This window comes from Pseudomonas sp. Nvir, from assembly GCF_963778085.1.
Classification (GTDB): domain Bacteria; phylum Pseudomonadota; class Gammaproteobacteria; order Pseudomonadales; family Pseudomonadaceae; genus Aquipseudomonas; species Aquipseudomonas juntendi.
In genome coordinates this window covers 3,856,390-3,871,331 of sequence record NZ_OY970405.1, presented here as the reverse complement: position 1 = coordinate 3,871,331, position 14,942 = coordinate 3,856,390, and the positions used below count along the sequence as shown (strand labels likewise).

General features: G+C 62.9%; 17 protein-coding genes. 8 read left to right on the top strand and 9 right to left on the bottom strand.

Annotation, left to right across the window (positions count from 1 at the left end):
• Nucleotides 1-52: 52 nt before the first annotated feature.
• Together AACG97_RS18770 and gloB are read right to left on the bottom strand one after the other, a co-directional pair.
• Nucleotides 53-1,483 carry a lytic transglycosylase domain-containing protein gene (locus tag AACG97_RS18770; protein ID WP_115294426.1) on the bottom strand — a complete coding sequence of 477 codons (1,431 nt, stop codon included), beginning with the start codon at nucleotides 1,481-1,483 and terminating at the stop codon, nucleotides 53-55.
• Between the two features lie 100 nt (nucleotides 1,484-1,583).
• The gene (gloB, locus tag AACG97_RS18765; protein ID WP_115294425.1) at nucleotides 1,584-2,366 is read right to left on the bottom strand and encodes a hydroxyacylglutathione hydrolase; all 783 of its coding nucleotides are present in this window, start codon (nucleotides 2,364-2,366) and stop codon (nucleotides 1,584-1,586) included.
• A gap of 85 nt (nucleotides 2,367-2,451) precedes the next feature.
• Here gloB and AACG97_RS18760 point away from each other — a divergent pair, with 85 nt between their 5' ends.
• From AACG97_RS18760 to dnaQ, 3 genes are read left to right on the top strand one after another with little or no spacing between them, the layout of a single operon-like run.
• Nucleotides 2,452-3,225 carry a class I SAM-dependent methyltransferase gene (locus AACG97_RS18760; RefSeq protein ID WP_029886643.1) on the top strand — a complete coding sequence of 258 codons (774 nt, stop codon included), beginning with the start codon at nucleotides 2,452-2,454 and terminating at the stop codon, nucleotides 3,223-3,225.
• Between the two features lie 15 nt (nucleotides 3,226-3,240).
• On the top strand, nucleotides 3,241-3,687 hold the full coding sequence (gene rnhA / locus AACG97_RS18755) for a ribonuclease HI (protein ID WP_029886642.1): 447 nt from the start codon (nucleotides 3,241-3,243) through the stop codon (nucleotides 3,685-3,687).
• A gap of 50 nt (nucleotides 3,688-3,737) precedes the next feature.
• On the top strand, nucleotides 3,738-4,496 hold the full coding sequence (gene dnaQ / locus AACG97_RS18750; RefSeq protein WP_197885770.1) for a DNA polymerase III subunit epsilon: 759 nt from the start codon (nucleotides 3,738-3,740) through the stop codon (nucleotides 4,494-4,496).
• Nucleotides 4,497-4,557: 61 nt separating this feature from the next.
• Here the strand turns inward: dnaQ and AACG97_RS18745 are convergent, their stop codons facing one another.
• Nucleotides 4,558-4,776, bottom strand: a complete 219-nt coding sequence (locus AACG97_RS18745) for a hypothetical protein (RefSeq protein ID WP_009686408.1) — start codon at nucleotides 4,774-4,776, stop codon at nucleotides 4,558-4,560.
• A gap of 156 nt (nucleotides 4,777-4,932) precedes the next feature.
• Between AACG97_RS18745 and AACG97_RS18740 the strand changes: the two genes are divergently transcribed.
• Nucleotides 4,933-5,493, top strand: coding sequence for an NADPH-dependent FMN reductase (locus tag AACG97_RS18740; RefSeq protein WP_054904804.1), 561 nt, complete (start codon nucleotides 4,933-4,935; stop codon nucleotides 5,491-5,493).
• Nucleotides 5,494-5,563: 70 nt separating this feature from the next.
• Here the strand turns inward: AACG97_RS18740 and AACG97_RS18735 are convergent, their stop codons facing one another.
• Nucleotides 5,564-7,636, bottom strand: a complete 2,073-nt coding sequence (locus AACG97_RS18735; RefSeq protein ID WP_197885771.1) for a TonB-dependent receptor family protein — start codon at nucleotides 7,634-7,636, stop codon at nucleotides 5,564-5,566.
• A 219-nt stretch (nucleotides 7,637-7,855) separates the two neighbouring features.
• On the opposite strand from AACG97_RS18735, the gene AACG97_RS18730 reads away from it, so the two are divergent.
• From AACG97_RS18730 to AACG97_RS18720, 3 genes are read left to right on the top strand one after another with little or no spacing between them, the layout of a single operon-like run.
• Nucleotides 7,856-8,104, top strand: a complete 249-nt coding sequence (locus AACG97_RS18730; protein WP_009686412.1) for a helix-turn-helix domain-containing protein — start codon at nucleotides 7,856-7,858, stop codon at nucleotides 8,102-8,104.
• Between the two features lie 11 nt (nucleotides 8,105-8,115).
• Complete coding sequence (locus AACG97_RS18725) at nucleotides 8,116-8,460, top strand: head completion/stabilization protein (protein ID WP_009686413.1); 345 nt, start codon at nucleotides 8,116-8,118, stop codon at nucleotides 8,458-8,460.
• Nucleotides 8,453-8,815 carry a hypothetical protein gene (locus tag AACG97_RS18720; RefSeq protein ID WP_009686414.1) on the top strand — a complete coding sequence of 121 codons (363 nt, stop codon included), beginning with the start codon at nucleotides 8,453-8,455 and terminating at the stop codon, nucleotides 8,813-8,815. The genes AACG97_RS18725 and AACG97_RS18720 overlap by 8 nt, the downstream gene beginning before the upstream one ends.
• On the opposite strand, the gene AACG97_RS18715 is transcribed toward AACG97_RS18720, so the two are convergent.
• A complete protein-coding gene (locus AACG97_RS18715; RefSeq protein ID WP_029886636.1) occupies nucleotides 8,812-9,180 on the bottom strand; it encodes a helix-turn-helix domain-containing protein in 369 nt (122 codons plus the stop codon). The two genes, AACG97_RS18720 and AACG97_RS18715, sit on opposite strands and share 4 nt — an antisense overlap.
• A gap of 200 nt (nucleotides 9,181-9,380) precedes the next feature.
• Between AACG97_RS18715 and AACG97_RS18710 the strand changes: the two genes are divergently transcribed.
• A complete protein-coding gene (locus AACG97_RS18710; protein ID WP_110676793.1) occupies nucleotides 9,381-9,644 on the top strand; it encodes an ogr/Delta-like zinc finger family protein in 264 nt (87 codons plus the stop codon).
• 78 nt (nucleotides 9,645-9,722) lie between these two features.
• On the opposite strand, the gene nuoN is transcribed toward AACG97_RS18710, so the two are convergent.
• Genes nuoN through nuoK form a run of 4 tightly spaced genes read right to left on the bottom strand, consistent with a single transcriptional unit; the run spans nucleotide 9,723 to nucleotide 14,940 of the window.
• Nucleotides 9,723-11,192: an NADH-quinone oxidoreductase subunit NuoN gene (nuoN, locus tag AACG97_RS18705; RefSeq protein ID WP_009686417.1), complete on the bottom strand. Its 1,470-nt coding sequence runs from the start codon at nucleotides 11,190-11,192 to the stop codon at nucleotides 9,723-9,725.
• 7 nt (nucleotides 11,193-11,199) lie between these two features.
• Nucleotides 11,200-12,732: an NADH-quinone oxidoreductase subunit M gene (gene nuoM, locus AACG97_RS18700; RefSeq protein WP_029886633.1), complete on the bottom strand. Its 1,533-nt coding sequence runs from the start codon at nucleotides 12,730-12,732 to the stop codon at nucleotides 11,200-11,202.
• Nucleotides 12,733-12,781: 49 nt separating this feature from the next.
• Nucleotides 12,782-14,635: an NADH-quinone oxidoreductase subunit L gene (gene nuoL / locus AACG97_RS18695; RefSeq protein WP_054904800.1), complete on the bottom strand. Its 1,854-nt coding sequence runs from the start codon at nucleotides 14,633-14,635 to the stop codon at nucleotides 12,782-12,784.
• Nucleotides 14,632-14,940: an NADH-quinone oxidoreductase subunit NuoK gene (gene nuoK / locus AACG97_RS18690; RefSeq protein WP_003251446.1), complete on the bottom strand. Its 309-nt coding sequence runs from the start codon at nucleotides 14,938-14,940 to the stop codon at nucleotides 14,632-14,634. Before nuoK ends, nuoL begins: the two co-directional genes overlap by 4 nt.
• Nucleotides 14,941-14,942 lie beyond the last annotated feature (2 nt).

Sequence of the window (14,942 nt, the reverse complement as noted above, 5' to 3'; positions counted from 1 at the left end):
AGCGGCGGTGTACGCGAATTGCTTTTTTCTTGCAGCTTGCAGCTTGCGACTTTCAATGCCCGACGTAGACGGTCAGGGTCTGCCCGGGCTTGAGGGCATGACCGCTGCGCGGGTTCCAGCGCTTGAGGTGCTTCATTTCCACGTTGAAGCGCTTGGCCACCAGGTACAGCGAGTCACCCTTGCGCACCTTGTACTGGGTAGAGCGCTGCGCCGACGCCGCTACGCGATTGCCGGCGGCGCTCGGGGCGTTGCCGCCGCGCAGGGCCAGGACCTGGCCAGCGCGCAGGTTGTTGCCGGACAGGCGGTTCCAGCGCTTGATGTCCTTGATCGATACGCGGTTGGCCTTGGCGATGGCACCGAGGTTGTCACCCCGCTTGACCCGGTAGCTACGCGTGGCCACCGGTGCCTTGGCTTCGGCCACGGCGCGGGCGAATGCGGCTTTTGGCGGTTGCAGGCTGACCAGTTGCTCGGGGTTGAGGTTGGACAGGCTGGCACTGAGCAGCTGTGCTTTGGCGGTTGGCACCAGCAGCTGTTTCGGGCCATCGACGGTCATGCGTTTCTTGAACGCCGGGTTGAGCTGGATCAGCTCGTCCTCGTCGATGTTGGCGAAGGCGGCAACCCGGGTCAGGTCCAAGCGTTCGTTGATCGCCACTGCTTCGAAGTACGGTTCGTTGGCGATCGGGGTGAGATTGACGCCATAGGCTTCAGGCGTGGACACCACCTGCGACAGCGCCAGCAACTTGGGTACGTAGTCACGGGTTTCCTGCGGCAGTGGCAGGTTCCAGTAGTCGGTCGGCAGGCCAAGCTTCTCGTTGCGCTCGATGGCGCGGCTGACCGTGCCTTCGCCGGCGTTGTAGGCGGCCAGCGCCAGCAGCCAGTCGCCGTTGAACATGTCATGCAGGCGGGTCAGGTAGTCCAGCGCAGCATTGGTCGAGGCCGTAATGTCGCGGCGGCCGTCATAGAAATTGGTCTGGCGCAGGTTGAAGTGGCGACCGGTTGCCGGCATGAACTGCCACATGCCTGCGGCGCTGGCCCGCGAATACGCCATCGGGTTGTAGGCGCTTTCGATGGCTGGCAGCAGCGCCAGCTCCAGGGGCATGTCACGCTCCTCGAGGCGCTCGACGATGTAGTGCAGGTACAGGCTGCCGCGCTCGCCAGCGCTTTCGATGAAGGTGGGGTTGCTGGCGAACCACAAACGCTGTTGCTCGATGCGCGGGTTGACGTCGATGCTGTCCTGCAGGGCAAAGCCCTGGCGCATTCGCTCCCACACGTCCTGTGGCGCCTGCTCGGCCGGCTTGACCAGCAGCGGCGCGGGCTTGTGCTTGATCCGCGCCTGGTAGTTGTGCGCGCGAACGCTATCGGATTCGTCGAGCTGACGGTTGCTCTGGCAACCCACCAGAGTGGCGGCCAGAGCCAGCGCACTGATTTGGGCCAGGCGCGTCAGGGCGACTGAATGAGAGGTTCTGCGGCTACGGGAAGACATCGGCTGAGACAGGTATCCGGGCAAAAAATTTCGGCGATTCTAGAAACCGCTCCGGGCCGGGTCAACCGTTGAGCACAGATTGCGATATATCTTGCGGTTATCAGAAGGTGTCTTTCCAAGACCTCAAGGCAGCAAAAACAGCGACATGCGTAGCGTTTGAATGTCCCTTCCATTCGTCTGCTTTTTGTTTAACTAATGTTTCAGAGGTGCGCAAAAAAGGGTTGGTCAGGCGCTCCAGGCCAATTGTCGACGGCAATGTGATGCGCTGGTCGGCGCGCAACCGGGTCACCTCGTCGAAGCGCTGCTGCACATGCGGGTTGTCGGGCTCGACGGCCTTGGCGAAGCGCAGGTTGGCAAGCGTGTATTCGTGGGCGCAGTACACCTGGGTGTGCGCGGGCAGGGCCGCCAGGCGGGCCAAGGCGGGTTGCATCTGCTCGGGCGTGCCCTCGAACATGCGCCCGCAACCGGCCGCGAACAGGGTATCGCCGCTGAACAGGAGCGGGGTTTCCGACGGCTGGTCACTGAAGAAAGCGATATGGCCCAGGGTGTGGCCGGGCACCGCCAGCACCTGGAACACCACGCCCAGCACTTCGACCTCGGCGCCCTCGTCCAGCGCCAGGTCACGGCAGGGAATCTGCTCGTTGGCCGGGCCACAGACCCGCGCGCCGGTCAGTTGCTTGAGCCGTGCCACGCCGCCGACGTGGTCGGTGTGGTGGTGGGTAATGAGGATGTCGCTCAGCGCCCAGCCGGGGTTGGCGGCCAGCCAACGCTCCACCGGGCCGGCGTCGCCGGGGTCGACCACCGCACAACGGCGTTTGGCAGTATCCTGTAACAACCAGATGTAGTTGTCGGAGAAAGCGGGAAGAGCATCGATCTGTATCATGGTGCGGATCCGATTCACCTAGCGTGGCACATGAAGGCATCTTAGCCGCGATGGCGCGGCGGGAGAACCTTCGAGGGAGAGCGCAATGACCGACCAAGCCTTTGCCCAGGCCGATCCGGACTGGGTCGAGCTGATCAGCCTGGCCCGTGAGTGGTTCAATGGCCCACTCGGCCAACTGATGCTCAAGGAAGAAGACCAACTGCTGGAGGAAGAGCTGGGGCGCTTTTTTGGCGGTTACCTGGTGCATTACGGGCCCTGCGCCGAAGCACCGCCCCAGGCACCCCAGGTGCAGCGCAATGTGCGCCTTGGTGCGCCGTTGCCTGGGGTTGAAATTGTCTGCGAGGAACAGGCCTGGCCGCTGAGCGAGCATGCTGCCGACGTGGTGGTGCTGCAGCATGGCCTGGACTTCTGCCTGTCGCCGCATGGCCTGCTGCGCGAGGCAGCCAGTGCCGTGCGCCCGGGCGGGCATTTGCTGATCGTGGGCATCAACCCGTGGAGCAGTTGGGGCATGCGCCATTTCTTCAGCCATGGCGCCTTGCGCAAGGCGCGCTGCATCTCGCCGTCGCGGGTTGGCGACTGGCTCAACCTGCTGGGCTTCGCGCTGGAGAAACGCCGCTTCGGGTGCTATCGTCCGCCGCTTGCCTCACCGGCCTGGCAGCAGCGCCTGCAAGGCTGGGAGCGGCTGGCCGGCGGCTGGCAAGGTGCCGGTGGTGGGGTCTACCTGCTGGTGGCGCGCAAGATGGTTGTCGGGCTGCGGCCCCTGCGTCAGCAGCGTCGCGAGCCCATGGGCAAGCTGCTGCCGCTGCCGCTGGCCAAGGTCAACCGCACGGCAGCCAACCCTGAAACTGACAAGCACTGAATTCAAGAGTGGTACATGAGCGATAGCGTCGAAATGTTTACCGATGGTGCCTGCAAGGGCAACCCTGGCCCGGGTGGTTGGGGGGTGCTGATGATCTACAAGGGCGTCGAGAAGGAACTGTGGGGCGGCGAACGTGAAACCACCAACAACCGCATGGAGCTGATGGCGGCGATCCAGGGGCTGATGTCGCTCAAGCGTGAATGCGAAGTCGTGCTGACCACCGACTCGCAATATGTGATGAAGGGCATCAACGAGTGGATGGTCAACTGGAAGAAGCGCGGCTGGAAAACCGCGGCCAAGGAGCCGGTAAAAAACGCCGACCTGTGGCAACTGCTCGATGAGCAGGTCAACCGCCACAAGGTCACCTGGAAGTGGGTACGCGGGCACATCGGCCACCCCGGCAACGAACGGGCCGACCAGTTGGCCAACCGTGGGGTCGATGAGGTGCGCGCCCAGCGTTGAGCTGGGGTACAATCGCCGCTTTGTAACTGATGCAAGTTGGAGCGCCCGGCGTGGAGCAGCAGCAAGATAAACGGTACGTGATTCTCGATACCGAGACCACGGGTATGCCGGTTGGCGAAGGTCACCGGATCATCGAAATCGGCTGTGTCGAGGTGATCGGCCGGCGGCTGACCGGGCGGCACTTCCATGTCTACCTGCAGCCGGACCGCGAAAGTGACGAGGGGGCGATCAACGTCCACGGCATCACCGACGCGTTTCTGGTCGGCAAGCCGCGCTTCGCCGATGTGGCCGATGAATTCTTCGAGTTCATCCAGGGCGCCACGCTGGTCATCCACAACGCGGCGTTCGACGTAGGCTTCATCAACAACGAATTCGCCTTGCTGGGCCAGCAGCATCGCGCGGACGTGTCGCAGTACTGCACCGTTCTCGACACCTTGTTGCTGGCGCGTTCGCGCCACCCGGGGCAGCGCAACAGCCTCGATGCGCTGTGCAAACGCTACGATATCGACAACTCGGGCCGCGAGCTGCACGGCGCACTGCTCGACTCGGAACTGCTGGCCGACGTCTACCTGGCGATGACCGGTGGCCAGACCAGCCTGTCGCTGGCCGGTCATGGGGCGGATGCCGAGGGTGACGGGCAGGCTGGCGGCGGCAGCGAAATCCGCCGGATCACCGGGCGAGCGCCGGGGCGCGTGATCATGGCCAATGCCCAAGAGCTGGAAGCGCATGCCGAGCGGTTGGCAGCCATAGCCAAATCGGCAGGCGGGCCTTCGATGTGGCAGCTGCTGACCGAGGCATCTGCCGGCTGATTGTGGCTATCTGTCTTTCTGCTGCCGGTCATCCATCACCGGCCATGCGCCACGGCTTGCTTCACGGAATGCGAATGAGCTCGACACCGCTGCGGGCCAGCTCGAAGCGGTTTTCACCCAGGTAATTGACCTTGTCGCCGATGGCCAGGCGGTAGGTGGTGATGGGGGCGCCCAGTGTGCTGCCGTCAAGTTGCAGGGTCGACTCCTGGAACTCGTGCACGGGGTAGATGCGGCCTTCGGCGTCACGGGCGTGGAATTGGCCGACCATTACTGCTGCCATTTGGGTGGAAACCTCTGAAATACGTAGGAAATGTCTGTAGTCATAGACCGTGCAGGAGGGCTGGAAGTTTTCGCGTCGATGAAAAAAAACCAAAGCGGCGAGAAACGGTCATCTATAACTACAACGTCCTTTAACCCGTATAGGTAGGAAATTGCCATGAGCCAGGTGTATTCGGTTGCGGTTGTTGTAGGTAGCTTGCGCAAGGAGTCCTACAACCGTAAGGTCGCCCGCGCGCTTGCGGAGCTGGCGTCGTCCAGTCTTGCCCTGAAAATCGTCGAAATTGGCGATCTGCCGCTGTACAACGAGGATGTCGAGGCCGAAGGCGCTCCTCAGTCCTGGACACGGTTTCGCGAGGAGATCCGCCGTAGCGATGCCGTGCTGTTCGTCACCCCTGAATACAACCGCTCGGTCCCCGGCTGCCTGAAGAACGCCATTGACGTTGGCTCGCGGCCTTACGGGCACAGTGCCTGGAGCGGCAAGCCCACTGCGGTGGTGAGCGTTTCGCCAGGGGCTATCGGCGGCTTTGGTGCCAACCATGCCGTGCGCCAGGCGCTGGTATTTCTGGACATGCCGTGCATGCAGATGCCCGAAGCCTACATTGGCGGTGCCGCCAACCTGTTCGACGAGTCGGGCAAGCTCAACGACAAGACCCGGCCATTCCTGCAGGCCTTCATCGACAAGTTTGCTTCATGGGTGAAGCTGAACCGGTCGGTCTGAACCGCCAACCCACTCGTGGGATGCCCCTTGCCGCAGTGGCCTGGCCCGCTGCTGCAAGGGGCGCCATGCGTTAGCGGAAGCTGTAGGAAACCCCGGCGTATACGCTAAAGCCTTCGCCCGGGGTGGAGCGCGCATTGTCATTACCGGCATCGTTGTAGGCGGGCGTCACCGTCGCTGCATAACGCTGGTTGGTGAGGTTGCGCAGGTCCAGCCAGGTTTGCCAGTCCTGGCGGGGTGAATCCCAACCGATACGCGCGCCGAGCAGGGCATATTCATCAGCGTGGTAGCTGTTGGCGTAGTCCACCTGAACCTTGGATGCCAGCTGGGTATTCACCCCGGCATGGAAACCGTTCGACCAGTCGTAGCGCAGCTCGGCCTGGTAATAGTGCATGGGGATGCCAGGCAGGCGATTGTCACCGAACGCCTCGTCATCGCGGTAGTGGAAATCACTGAATGTATAGGCCTGGCGCAGGCTCAACTTGCCCGTGCCTGCGCGTTCCCACAAGGTGCTGACGAGGCCGGCTTCCACACCTTGGTGCACTGTGGTGCTGGCATTGAACTCGGAGGTGAAGTTCGGCACCACTTCCACGGCGAGCAGTTCGTGGCGCACCTGTGCGTAGTACCAGGCCAGGTCCCAGCGGCCGATGGCCGAATCGCCACGTGCGCCCACTTCCAGGGTGGTTGCAGTCTGGTTCTGCATTTCGATCGGCTGGATCTGTTTGCCGCCAGTACTCGGTGCGCTCCAGATCAGCGACCAGGGGTGTGGCGGCTCCACCGAACGGCTGAGGTTGCCATACACCTGCAGGTCCGGCCGAAGGTCGTAGCGCAAGCCCACACGGGGGGCGTAATCCCAGTCATGCATGCTCACTTTGCCGCCCTCGGCAGGGTAGGTGACGTCGCTTTCACGCCGGGTGTAGATCATGGCCAGGCCGGTGGTCAGCCACAGGTTGGGCACCAGTTCCAGGTCATTGCCGGCATGCAGCACGGTATCGGAGCCCTGGTAGGTGAAGTCCCGCGTTCTTGCACCGAACACGTCGCCAGTGCGGGCGAACTGCGAGGCGCCGCTGTTGGGCAGGTGTTTGGTGGTGCGCCAGCCGAGGGTGGTCTTGCTCTCGTGGCCGTACAGGCTGTCGCGGCGCGAATAGTTGAGCGTGCCGCTGACGTCGGTATAGGCCACCTTCAAGCGCATCGGCCCTTCGCGTAGGTCCATGGGGTAGTCGTGGTAGACCAGGCCGGCTTCCACCCGCGCGTCATCGTCGAGGTAGAAGGTAGTCTTGTTGCCTACCCGGGTGCTGCCCGGTTGCGGGCGGCTATCGTCACGGGCCAGGTAGGCCGGGTTGGCCGCCCGAGGGTGGTGCTTGATCTGGTCCTTGGTCAGGCGCCCGGCCAGTTCGTTCTCGGTTTCCCGGTAGCGCAGGTAGAAGCGCGTTTCGAGGTTGGGGTTGAAGCGGTAGCCGACATTGGCAGCCACGCCCTTGGCACTGCCGCTGCTGTGAGCCTGGTAACCGTCGTATTCGGCATCGGTCAACGCGACGTAGTAGTCGAGGTTGCCCAGCACCTGGCCCGAGCTGATATGCCGATGCTGGTAGCCGCGGCTGCCCACCTCATAGCGTACCTGCAGCGGTGCAGCGTCATAGCCGGTGTGGGTGACGTAGTTGATCGCGCCACCCAGTGCCAGCGCGCCCTGATCGAAGCCGTTGGCGCCGCGCAACACCTCGGCGCGGCTTAGCCACAAGGGTTCGAACAGCTCGTAGGGGGTACCCCCCGGGCCGGTCAATGGCAGCCCGTCGAACATCGTGTAGATGCCAGAGCCATGTGCCCCCGGGGCACGATTGAGGCCTGAGCCGCGGATCGACAACTTGATCCCGTCGTTGCCTGCCGATTGTGCGAACACACCGGGCTGGTAGGCCAGCACGTCCTGGTTGCTGGCCACCCGGCCTTGGCCGACGCGTTGCATGTCCACCAGGTTGCTGGCGCCCGGTATTTCGCGCAGGCGCTGGGTGGCGGCCGTCAGTTCGGTCTGCTCCTCGTCGGTGATCAGAACCTGGTCGAGCTCGACCGAGGGTGCCGCCACGACGGGCTGGGTGGCGCCCATGGCAGCCAGCAGGCCCAGGCAGGATGACAGGGGCATAACGCGACGCATTGTACGACTCCAGGCGAAAAGCGAATGGACAACGGCGTTGAGACGAGCGAAATGCCGCCGGGAGCACGAAGAAAAGCACTCATTTTCCCGCTGCTTTCGTCAGACGCTTTTGTACGAAAGTTCTTTACAAGCGGCGGCGATGGAGGCTGCCGCCCGGGCTTCGTAAGGTGAACGCAGATCGGCAAGCGTGCCGTGCTCACTCACCCGTGGAGTTCAAACATGACCGACAACGCTCGACATTCGCAGCACCCTCTGGCGGACGCCCCGGTGCGCCTGACACCACGTGAACAGCAGGTGCTGCTGTGGTGCGCCTATGGCAAGAGTTCCTGGGAAATCGGGCAGATCCTGGCGTGCAAGGAGTCGACCGTGAATTTCCACGTGTCCAACATCCTGCGCAAATTCGATGTGCCCACCCGGGTAGCTGCAGTGATCAAGGCTATTCGTTACGGCATGCTGGCCGAGCAATGAGGAGGTGACGCATGAGTACCGATCGCCTACCACGCATTGCCGATAGCCACGACCCGTTCTGGCCGCGGGTGGACTTGGGCAGGTTGCATGAACGGCTGAAGCTGCAGCAGCCAGTCAGTGATGCGGCGCTGGAGGTGGCCGCGCGCTGTGCCGTGATTGCCGCGGCAAGCGAGTTCGCCCGCTGGCGAGCTGCGCTGCGTGAGCGGGGCTACCAACGCCTCGAGGACGTGGCCGGGCATGACCATGGGCGCGCCTTGCACGTGTGTTACACCCGTTTTGTCGAAGCCGCGATCCTGCATACCTTGGGTTCCGCGCCTTGCCTTGCTGGACCGCGACGAGGGCTGAAACATGCCTGAACAATGGTTCTGCGACCACTTGGGTTCAACCCTGGCGCAGATGCTGGGGGTGGATGGCAATGTGTTGTTCGCCGCGTTGCTGGGGGCGTTGCTGGTCAGTGCCGCACGCGACCGGTTGATCACCAACACCGCCAAGCGGCTGACACTGGCCAAGAAACTCTTGCTGGTGTTTGTCACCGTAGGCGTGGGCCATTTGTTCGAGCCGCTGATTTCGGAGTCGGTGCCCTTGCTGTCACGTGGCATGGCCGGTTTTGTGGCAGCGGTAATCGTCATTCCGGTCAGCCTGAAGGTCATGGTGCTGGTCGACACCCTCGACCCGCGTGAACTGATCCAGCGCTGGCGTAAGCGGGGTTAACCCGCCAGCTCGCTCAACCGCTGTTCCAGTTGCCGGATTCGCTGCTTGTCTTCGATGAACAGCAAGATGGCTTGGCGGTCGCTGGGGGACAAGGTGCGCAGGCGCTCGAGCACATCGGCTTCCCAACCCGTCAGGCCCCGGCTTGCCGGGGCCTGCTCGCCATGGCCGAGCAGAAGCCAGTCCAGCGAGCAGGCATGTTGCCTGGCGATCTCGATGCAAAGGGAATAGGGAATGCTATCGCGCACCTTCCAGCTGCTGAGCGTCTGCGGGCTCACCGACAGTGCGCGCGAAAGATCGGCGTCGGACTGCGCGCCAGTTAGAAGCTTGAGCCGCGTGAGCACCGCAGCCAGTACGTGAGTACTCATAACAAATATCCATGACTGGTTTAATGATATTCCATGGGCTTAAACTACTCGTTATGAATACAGCCCTGCGTTTTAAGGAGCATTTCTGCAATGAGAAACACCAAACTGAAGAATAGTCCCGATTTTGTGGCCAATACTGACACACTCCGGCGAGCATTCTCACTGAAGTTGAACCTGAACAGTGCTTGCAGGTACTTGCCGTGAGTACTTACAAGCTTGTCTGCCCGCACTGCCACAGCAGGATGCGCATCCGCACCAGTGAAGGTCGCCATATTTTCCTGCGCATTGCTTATTTGCAATGCACAACCGAGGCCTGTGGCTGGTCGGTACGTGCCGAATTCGAAATGACCCATGAACTGTCGCCCAGCGGCATGCCCAACCCGGAAGTCTACCTGCCTTCTGCCAATGGTGATTTGCGCAAGGCGGCCCTGCCGGGCGCAGGGCTGGGTAGCCCTGGTGAATGAGCTGGCATGCTCAGCGACATAAAACGCGCACATAAAAAAACACCCCGCATCAGCGGGGTGTTTTCATTGCCAGGGTAATCAGCCGATCAGTTGCAGGCCGGCTTGCTGGACCATTTCCAGCAGGGGTTGCGGGTATACACCCAGTACGAAAGCAAGAATGGCGATGGCCAGCAGCATGACGCCACCGGTGCGCTGCTCCCACTTCAGCGGTGCGTCGTGGCGACGCAGGTTCGGCTCGACCAGGTACAGGGTGACCATGACACGCAGGTAGTAGTACACGCCGATGGCGCTGCCGATCACCAGGGCACCAACCAGCCACCACAGGTGCGACTCGACACCGGTGGCGATGATGTAGAACTTGCCGATGAAACCGGCGGTCAGCGGGATGCCCGCCAGCGACAGCATCATCACGGTCAGCACTGCAGTCAGGTACGGGCGGCGCCAGAACAGGCCGCGGTATTCGTACAGGGCATCGGCGTCACGGCCGCCATAGGGCGAGGACATCAGGGTGATGACCCCGAAGGCGCCCAGGCTGGTGATCACGTAGGTGACCAGGTACACGCCCATGGCTTCCAGGGCCAGGCCCTTGCTGGCGATCAGGGCGATGAGCAGGTAACCGAAGTGGGCGATGGACGAGTAACCAAGCAGGCGCTTGAGGTTGCTCTGGGTCAGCGCCAGCAGGTTACCGACCAGGATGGAGGCAACGGCGATGACCGCCAGTACGGTGCTCAGCACGCCGCTGCTGGCAGCAGGGGAGAGCATGAACAGGCGCACGACCACGGCGAACACCGCGACCTTGCTTGCGGTTGCCAGGAATGCGGCAACCGGCGCCGGGGCGCCTTCGTACACGTCCGGGGTCCACAGGTGGAAAGGTACCAGCGACAGCTTGAAGGCCAGGCCGACCAGCATCATGCCCAGGCCCAGTTGGGCCACCAGGCTTGGCATGCTGGTAGCCGCCAGGGCCTTGCCAATCTGGTCGAAGCTCAGGCTGCCGGCGTCGGCGTACAGCAAGGCCATGCCGAACAGCAGGAACGCTGAACCGGCGGCCGACAGCACCATGTACTTGATACCGGCTTCCAGCGAGCGCTTGTTGAAGAACGCATAGGCCACCAGGCCGTAGACCGGCACCGACAGCAGCTCCAGGCCGATGAACAGCCCCGCCAGGTGGTTGGCGCTGACCAGCACCAGGCCACCGAGTGCCGACATCAGCAGCAGCAGGTAGAGCTCTTCACGGTTGCCCGGGAAGCCTTTGGAGCCTTCGCCCAGGTAGGCGTGGGCCAGGGTGACGCAAGCCAGCGTGGCCACCAGGATGATCGCCATGTACAGGCAGGCGAACTTGTCGATGGTCAGCAGCGGGGTGACCGCCAACGGTGCCACCTTCAGCACCGGCAGGATCGACAGCAGCGCCAGGTTCAGGCCCACGGTGGACAGCAGGAAGGTTTGCGAGTGGTTGCGCTTCCAGGCGATCGCCAGCATCACCACCACCGTGGTGATGGTGGTGATCAGCATCGGCGCCAATGCGATGAAGTGTTGAGTGGTGAATTCCATAGCGCTCTTACCGGGCCGAAGCGAGTTGAGTGAAAGCGGAGCCGAGCCACTGCTGCACACCACTCATGGTGGCGGCAGAGGTGTCGAGGAATGGCTGCGGATACACGCCCAGCAGGATCAGCAGGACCGCCAGGCCCAGCACCATGATCAGCTCGCGACCGTCCATGCCGGCCAGTACGGTGTCGCTCTTGGCCGGGCCGAAGTAGGCGCGGTGGATCATGATCAGCGAGTACACCGAGCCAAATACCAGGCCGGTGGTGGCGATCACGGTGATCCACGGTACATGCACGAAGCTGCCGAGCAGGATCAGGAACTCGCCGACGAAGTTGCCGGTGCCGGGCAGGCCCAGCGAGGCAGCGGCGAAGAACAGGCTGATGGCGGGCAGGTAGGCGATACGGTGCCACAGGCCGCCCATCTGGCGCATGTCACGGGTGTGCAGGCGCTCGTACAGCTGGCCCGACAGGATGAACAGCGCGGCAGCCGACAGGCCGTGGGCCAGCATCTGGATTACCGCGCCTTGCAGGGCCTGCTGGCTGCCGGAGTAGATACCGATCAGCACGAAGCCCATGTGCGAGACGCTGGAGAAGGCGATCAGGCGCTTGATGTCGGTTTGCGCGAAGGCCAGGAACGCACCGTAGAAGATGCCGATCAGGCCCAGGGTCATGGCAATCGGCGCGAACTCGGCCGAGGCGTTCGGGAACAGCGGCAGGGCGAAGCGCAGCAGGCCATAGGCCGCAGTCTTCAGCAGGATACCGGCCAGGTCCACGGAACCTGCAGTGGGCGCCTGGGCGTGAGCGTCAGGCAACCAGGAGTGGAACGGCACCACCGGCAGCTTCACCGCAAAGGCGATGAAGAAGCCCAGCATCAGCAGGTATTCCACGCCCGCAGGCAACTGGGCCTTGAGCAGGTCGCTGTAGTTGAAGGTGAGCACGCCGGTGGTGTTGTAGTTGACCAGGACCAGGCCAAGGATCGCCACCAGCATGATCAGGCCGCTGGCCTGGGTGAAGATGAAGAACTTGGTCGCCGCGTAGATCCGGGTCTTCTTGCCATCTGCCGAGCTGTGACCCCAGAGCGCGATGAGGAAGTACATCGGCACCAGCATCATTTCCCAGAAGAAGAAGAACAGGAACAGGTCCAGTGCCAGGAACACACCGACCACGCCGCCCAGGATCCACATCAGGTTGAGGTGGAAGAAGCCGACGTGACGCTGGATTTCTTTCCACGAGCACAGGACCGACAGCACACCGAGCAGGCCGGTAAGCAGGATCATCAGCAGCGAGAGGCCATCGAGGGCCAGGTGGATGCTGATGCCGAAGCGCTGGATCCACTGGACTTTGTATTCCAGGGCCCAGGCCGGTTCGGCGCCAGGTGCGGGGGCGAGGGTGTAATCGCCGTGAGCCCACAGCCACAGGCCGATGCCTAGCAGCAGGGACATGGTCAGCAGCGCGATCCAGCGCGGCAGGGTGGCGCCGAAGCGCTCACCCAGCCAGCACAGGAAGCCGCCGATGAAGGGGATCAGGATCAGCCAAGGCAAAATCATGACGGGTTCGTTTCCTTTTGCAGGGTCGCAAGGTTCGCAAAGTTCATGGTCATACCGCAGCCACTACCACAGCGCCGAGTACCAGCACTGCGCCAACGGCGATCGAGGCGGTGTACCAGCGCAGTTGGCCTGTCTCGGTCTTGCTCATGGCGACGTGGCCGCCGCGAGCCAGGCGAGGGATGAGGGCAATGCCGCGGTCAACCGGATCCTTGCGCAGCATGTGGCTGATCAGCAGGTAAGGTTTGACGAACAGCTTGTCGTAGATCCAGTCGAAGCCCCAGGCAGCGAACCACCAGGCCGAAAGCACGCGGCCGATGCTGCTGTTGGCCACCGCACTGACGAAGCTGCGCTTGCCCAGGAACAGCAGGGCTGCCAGCAGGATACCGGCAATGGCGATCGACCCCGAGGTGATTTCCAGCGCGTGCTTGGCGGCGCCACCGGCATGGCCGGCGCTTTCAGGCAGCACGCCGGCCAGCGGTGGGGTGATCCAGGCACCGATGAAGGTCGACAGCACGATCAGTACGCCCAGCGGCAGCCAGTGGCTGATGCCGTGGCCGGCATGCGCTTCGGTCTTGGCTTCGCCGTGGAAGGCGATGAAGATCAGGCGGAAGGTGTACAGCGAGGTCATGAACGCGCCCACCAGGCCGGCGTACAGCAGGCCGGTGTTGCCACTGGCGAAGGCTTCCCAGAGGATCTCGTCCTTGGAGTAGAAGCCTACCGTCACGATCGGCAGGGCGGCCAGGGCGGCGCCACCGACCACGAAGCTGGCATAGGCCAGGGGCAGTTTCTTCCACAGGCCGCCCATCTTGAAGATGTTCTGCTCGTGGTGGCAGGCCACGATCACCGCACCGGAGGCCAGGAACAGCAGTGCCTTGAAGAACGCGTGGGTCATCAGGTGGAAGATCGCGGCGTCCCAGGCACCGACGCCCAGGGCCAGGAACATGTAGCCGATCTGGCTCATGGTCGAGTAGGCGAGGATACGCTTGATGTCGGTTTGCACCAGCGCAGCGAAGCCGGCCAGTACCAGGGTCACGCCACCGACTACGCCTACCAGGTGCAGGATGTCGGGTGCCAGCAGGAACAGGCCGTTGGTACGGGCGATCAGGTACACGCCCGCAGTCACCATGGTCGCGGCGTGGATCAGTGCCGAAACCGGGGTCGGGCCGGCCATCGCGTCCGCCAGCCAGGTCTGCAGTGGCAGCTGGGCCGATTTACCCACCGCACCGCCCAGCAGCATCAGCGTTGCCAGCACCATCCAGGTGTCGCCCGCCTGGAATTTCTGTGGTGCCAGCACCAGCAGCTCCTGCACGTTCAAGGTACCCAGCTGGGCGAACAGGATGAACAGGCCGATGGCCATGAACACGTCGCCGATGCGGGTGACGATGAATGCCTTGAGCGCGGCATTACCGTTGTTGCGGTTGCTGTAGTAGAAGCCGATCAACAGGTACGAGCACAGGCCCACGCCTTCCCAGCCGAAGTAGATGAACAGCAGGTTATCGCCAAGGATCAGGAACAGCATGCTGGCGATGAACAGGTTGGTGTACGAGAAGAAGCGCGAGTAGCCGGCTTCGCCACGCATGTACCAGGAGGCGAACAGGTGGATCAGGAAGCCGACACCGGTGACCACGCCGAGCATGGTGACCGACAGGCCGTCCAGGTACAGGGTGAAGTTCGGCGCGAAGCCGTCCACCGACATCCATTGCCACAGCAACTGGCTGTAAGCGCCGCCTTCAGGTGGGGCGACGTTGAATTGCCAGATGACGTAGGCGGCCGTGGCCGCCGACAGGCCTACCGAGCCGACGCCGATCAGCGCGGACAGGTTCTCCGAGAACCGTCCGCGCGAGAACGACAGCAGCAGGAAGCCGATGAGGGGAAAGACGAAAGTCAGGAAGAGAAGGTTCATCCGCGCATCTCACTGGCAGCATCGATGTCGAGAGTGTGGAACCGGCGGTACAGCTGCAGCAGGATGGCCAGGCCAATGCTGGCCTCGGCAGCTGCCAGGCTGATCACCAGAATGAACATCACCTGGCCGTCGGGCTGGACCCAACGGGCCCCGGCGACGACGAACGCCAGGGCAGAGGCGTTCATCATGACTTCCAGGCTCATGAGCACGAAGAGGATGTTGCGGCGGACCATCAGGCCAACCAGACCTAAGCAGAACAGGATGCCGGCGACTGCCAGGCCATGTTCGAGAGGGATAGCACCCATGA

What these genes read in the sequence shown, in the direction of transcription:
- AACG97_RS18745 (WP_009686408.1), bottom strand. Translation starts at nt 4,776, where the DNA reads ATGGCAGCAGTAATGGTCGGCCAATTCCACGCCCGTGACGCCGAAGGC.
- AACG97_RS18720 (WP_009686414.1), top strand. Translation starts at nt 8,453, where the DNA reads ATGCCTGAACAATGGTTCTGCGACCACTTGGGTTCAACCCTGGCGCAG.
- AACG97_RS18760 (WP_029886643.1), top strand. Translation starts at nt 2,452, where the DNA reads ATGACCGACCAAGCCTTTGCCCAGGCCGATCCGGACTGGGTCGAGCTG.
- rnhA (WP_029886642.1), top strand. Translation starts at nt 3,241, where the DNA reads ATGAGCGATAGCGTCGAAATGTTTACCGATGGTGCCTGCAAGGGCAAC.
- nuoK (WP_003251446.1), bottom strand. Translation starts at nt 14,940, where the DNA reads ATGGGTGCTATCCCTCTCGAACATGGCCTGGCAGTCGCCGGCATCCTG.
- AACG97_RS18740 (WP_054904804.1), top strand. Translation starts at nt 4,933, where the DNA reads ATGAGCCAGGTGTATTCGGTTGCGGTTGTTGTAGGTAGCTTGCGCAAG.
- nuoM (WP_029886633.1), bottom strand. Translation starts at nt 12,732, where the DNA reads ATGATTTTGCCTTGGCTGATCCTGATCCCCTTCATCGGCGGCTTCCTG.
- gloB (WP_115294425.1), bottom strand. Translation starts at nt 2,366, where the DNA reads ATGATACAGATCGATGCTCTTCCCGCTTTCTCCGACAACTACATCTGG.
- AACG97_RS18735 (WP_197885771.1), bottom strand. Translation starts at nt 7,636, where the DNA reads ATGCGTCGCGTTATGCCCCTGTCATCCTGCCTGGGCCTGCTGGCTGCC.
- nuoL (WP_054904800.1), bottom strand. Translation starts at nt 14,635, where the DNA reads ATGAACCTTCTCTTCCTGACTTTCGTCTTTCCCCTCATCGGCTTCCTG.
- AACG97_RS18715 (WP_029886636.1), bottom strand. Translation starts at nt 9,180, where the DNA reads ATGAGTACTCACGTACTGGCTGCGGTGCTCACGCGGCTCAAGCTTCTA.
- AACG97_RS18730 (WP_009686412.1), top strand. Translation starts at nt 7,856, where the DNA reads ATGACCGACAACGCTCGACATTCGCAGCACCCTCTGGCGGACGCCCCG.
- AACG97_RS18770 (WP_115294426.1), bottom strand. Translation starts at nt 1,483, where the DNA reads ATGTCTTCCCGTAGCCGCAGAACCTCTCATTCAGTCGCCCTGACGCGC.
- AACG97_RS18725 (WP_009686413.1), top strand. Translation starts at nt 8,116, where the DNA reads ATGAGTACCGATCGCCTACCACGCATTGCCGATAGCCACGACCCGTTC.
- nuoN (WP_009686417.1), bottom strand. Translation starts at nt 11,192, where the DNA reads ATGGAATTCACCACTCAACACTTCATCGCATTGGCGCCGATGCTGATC.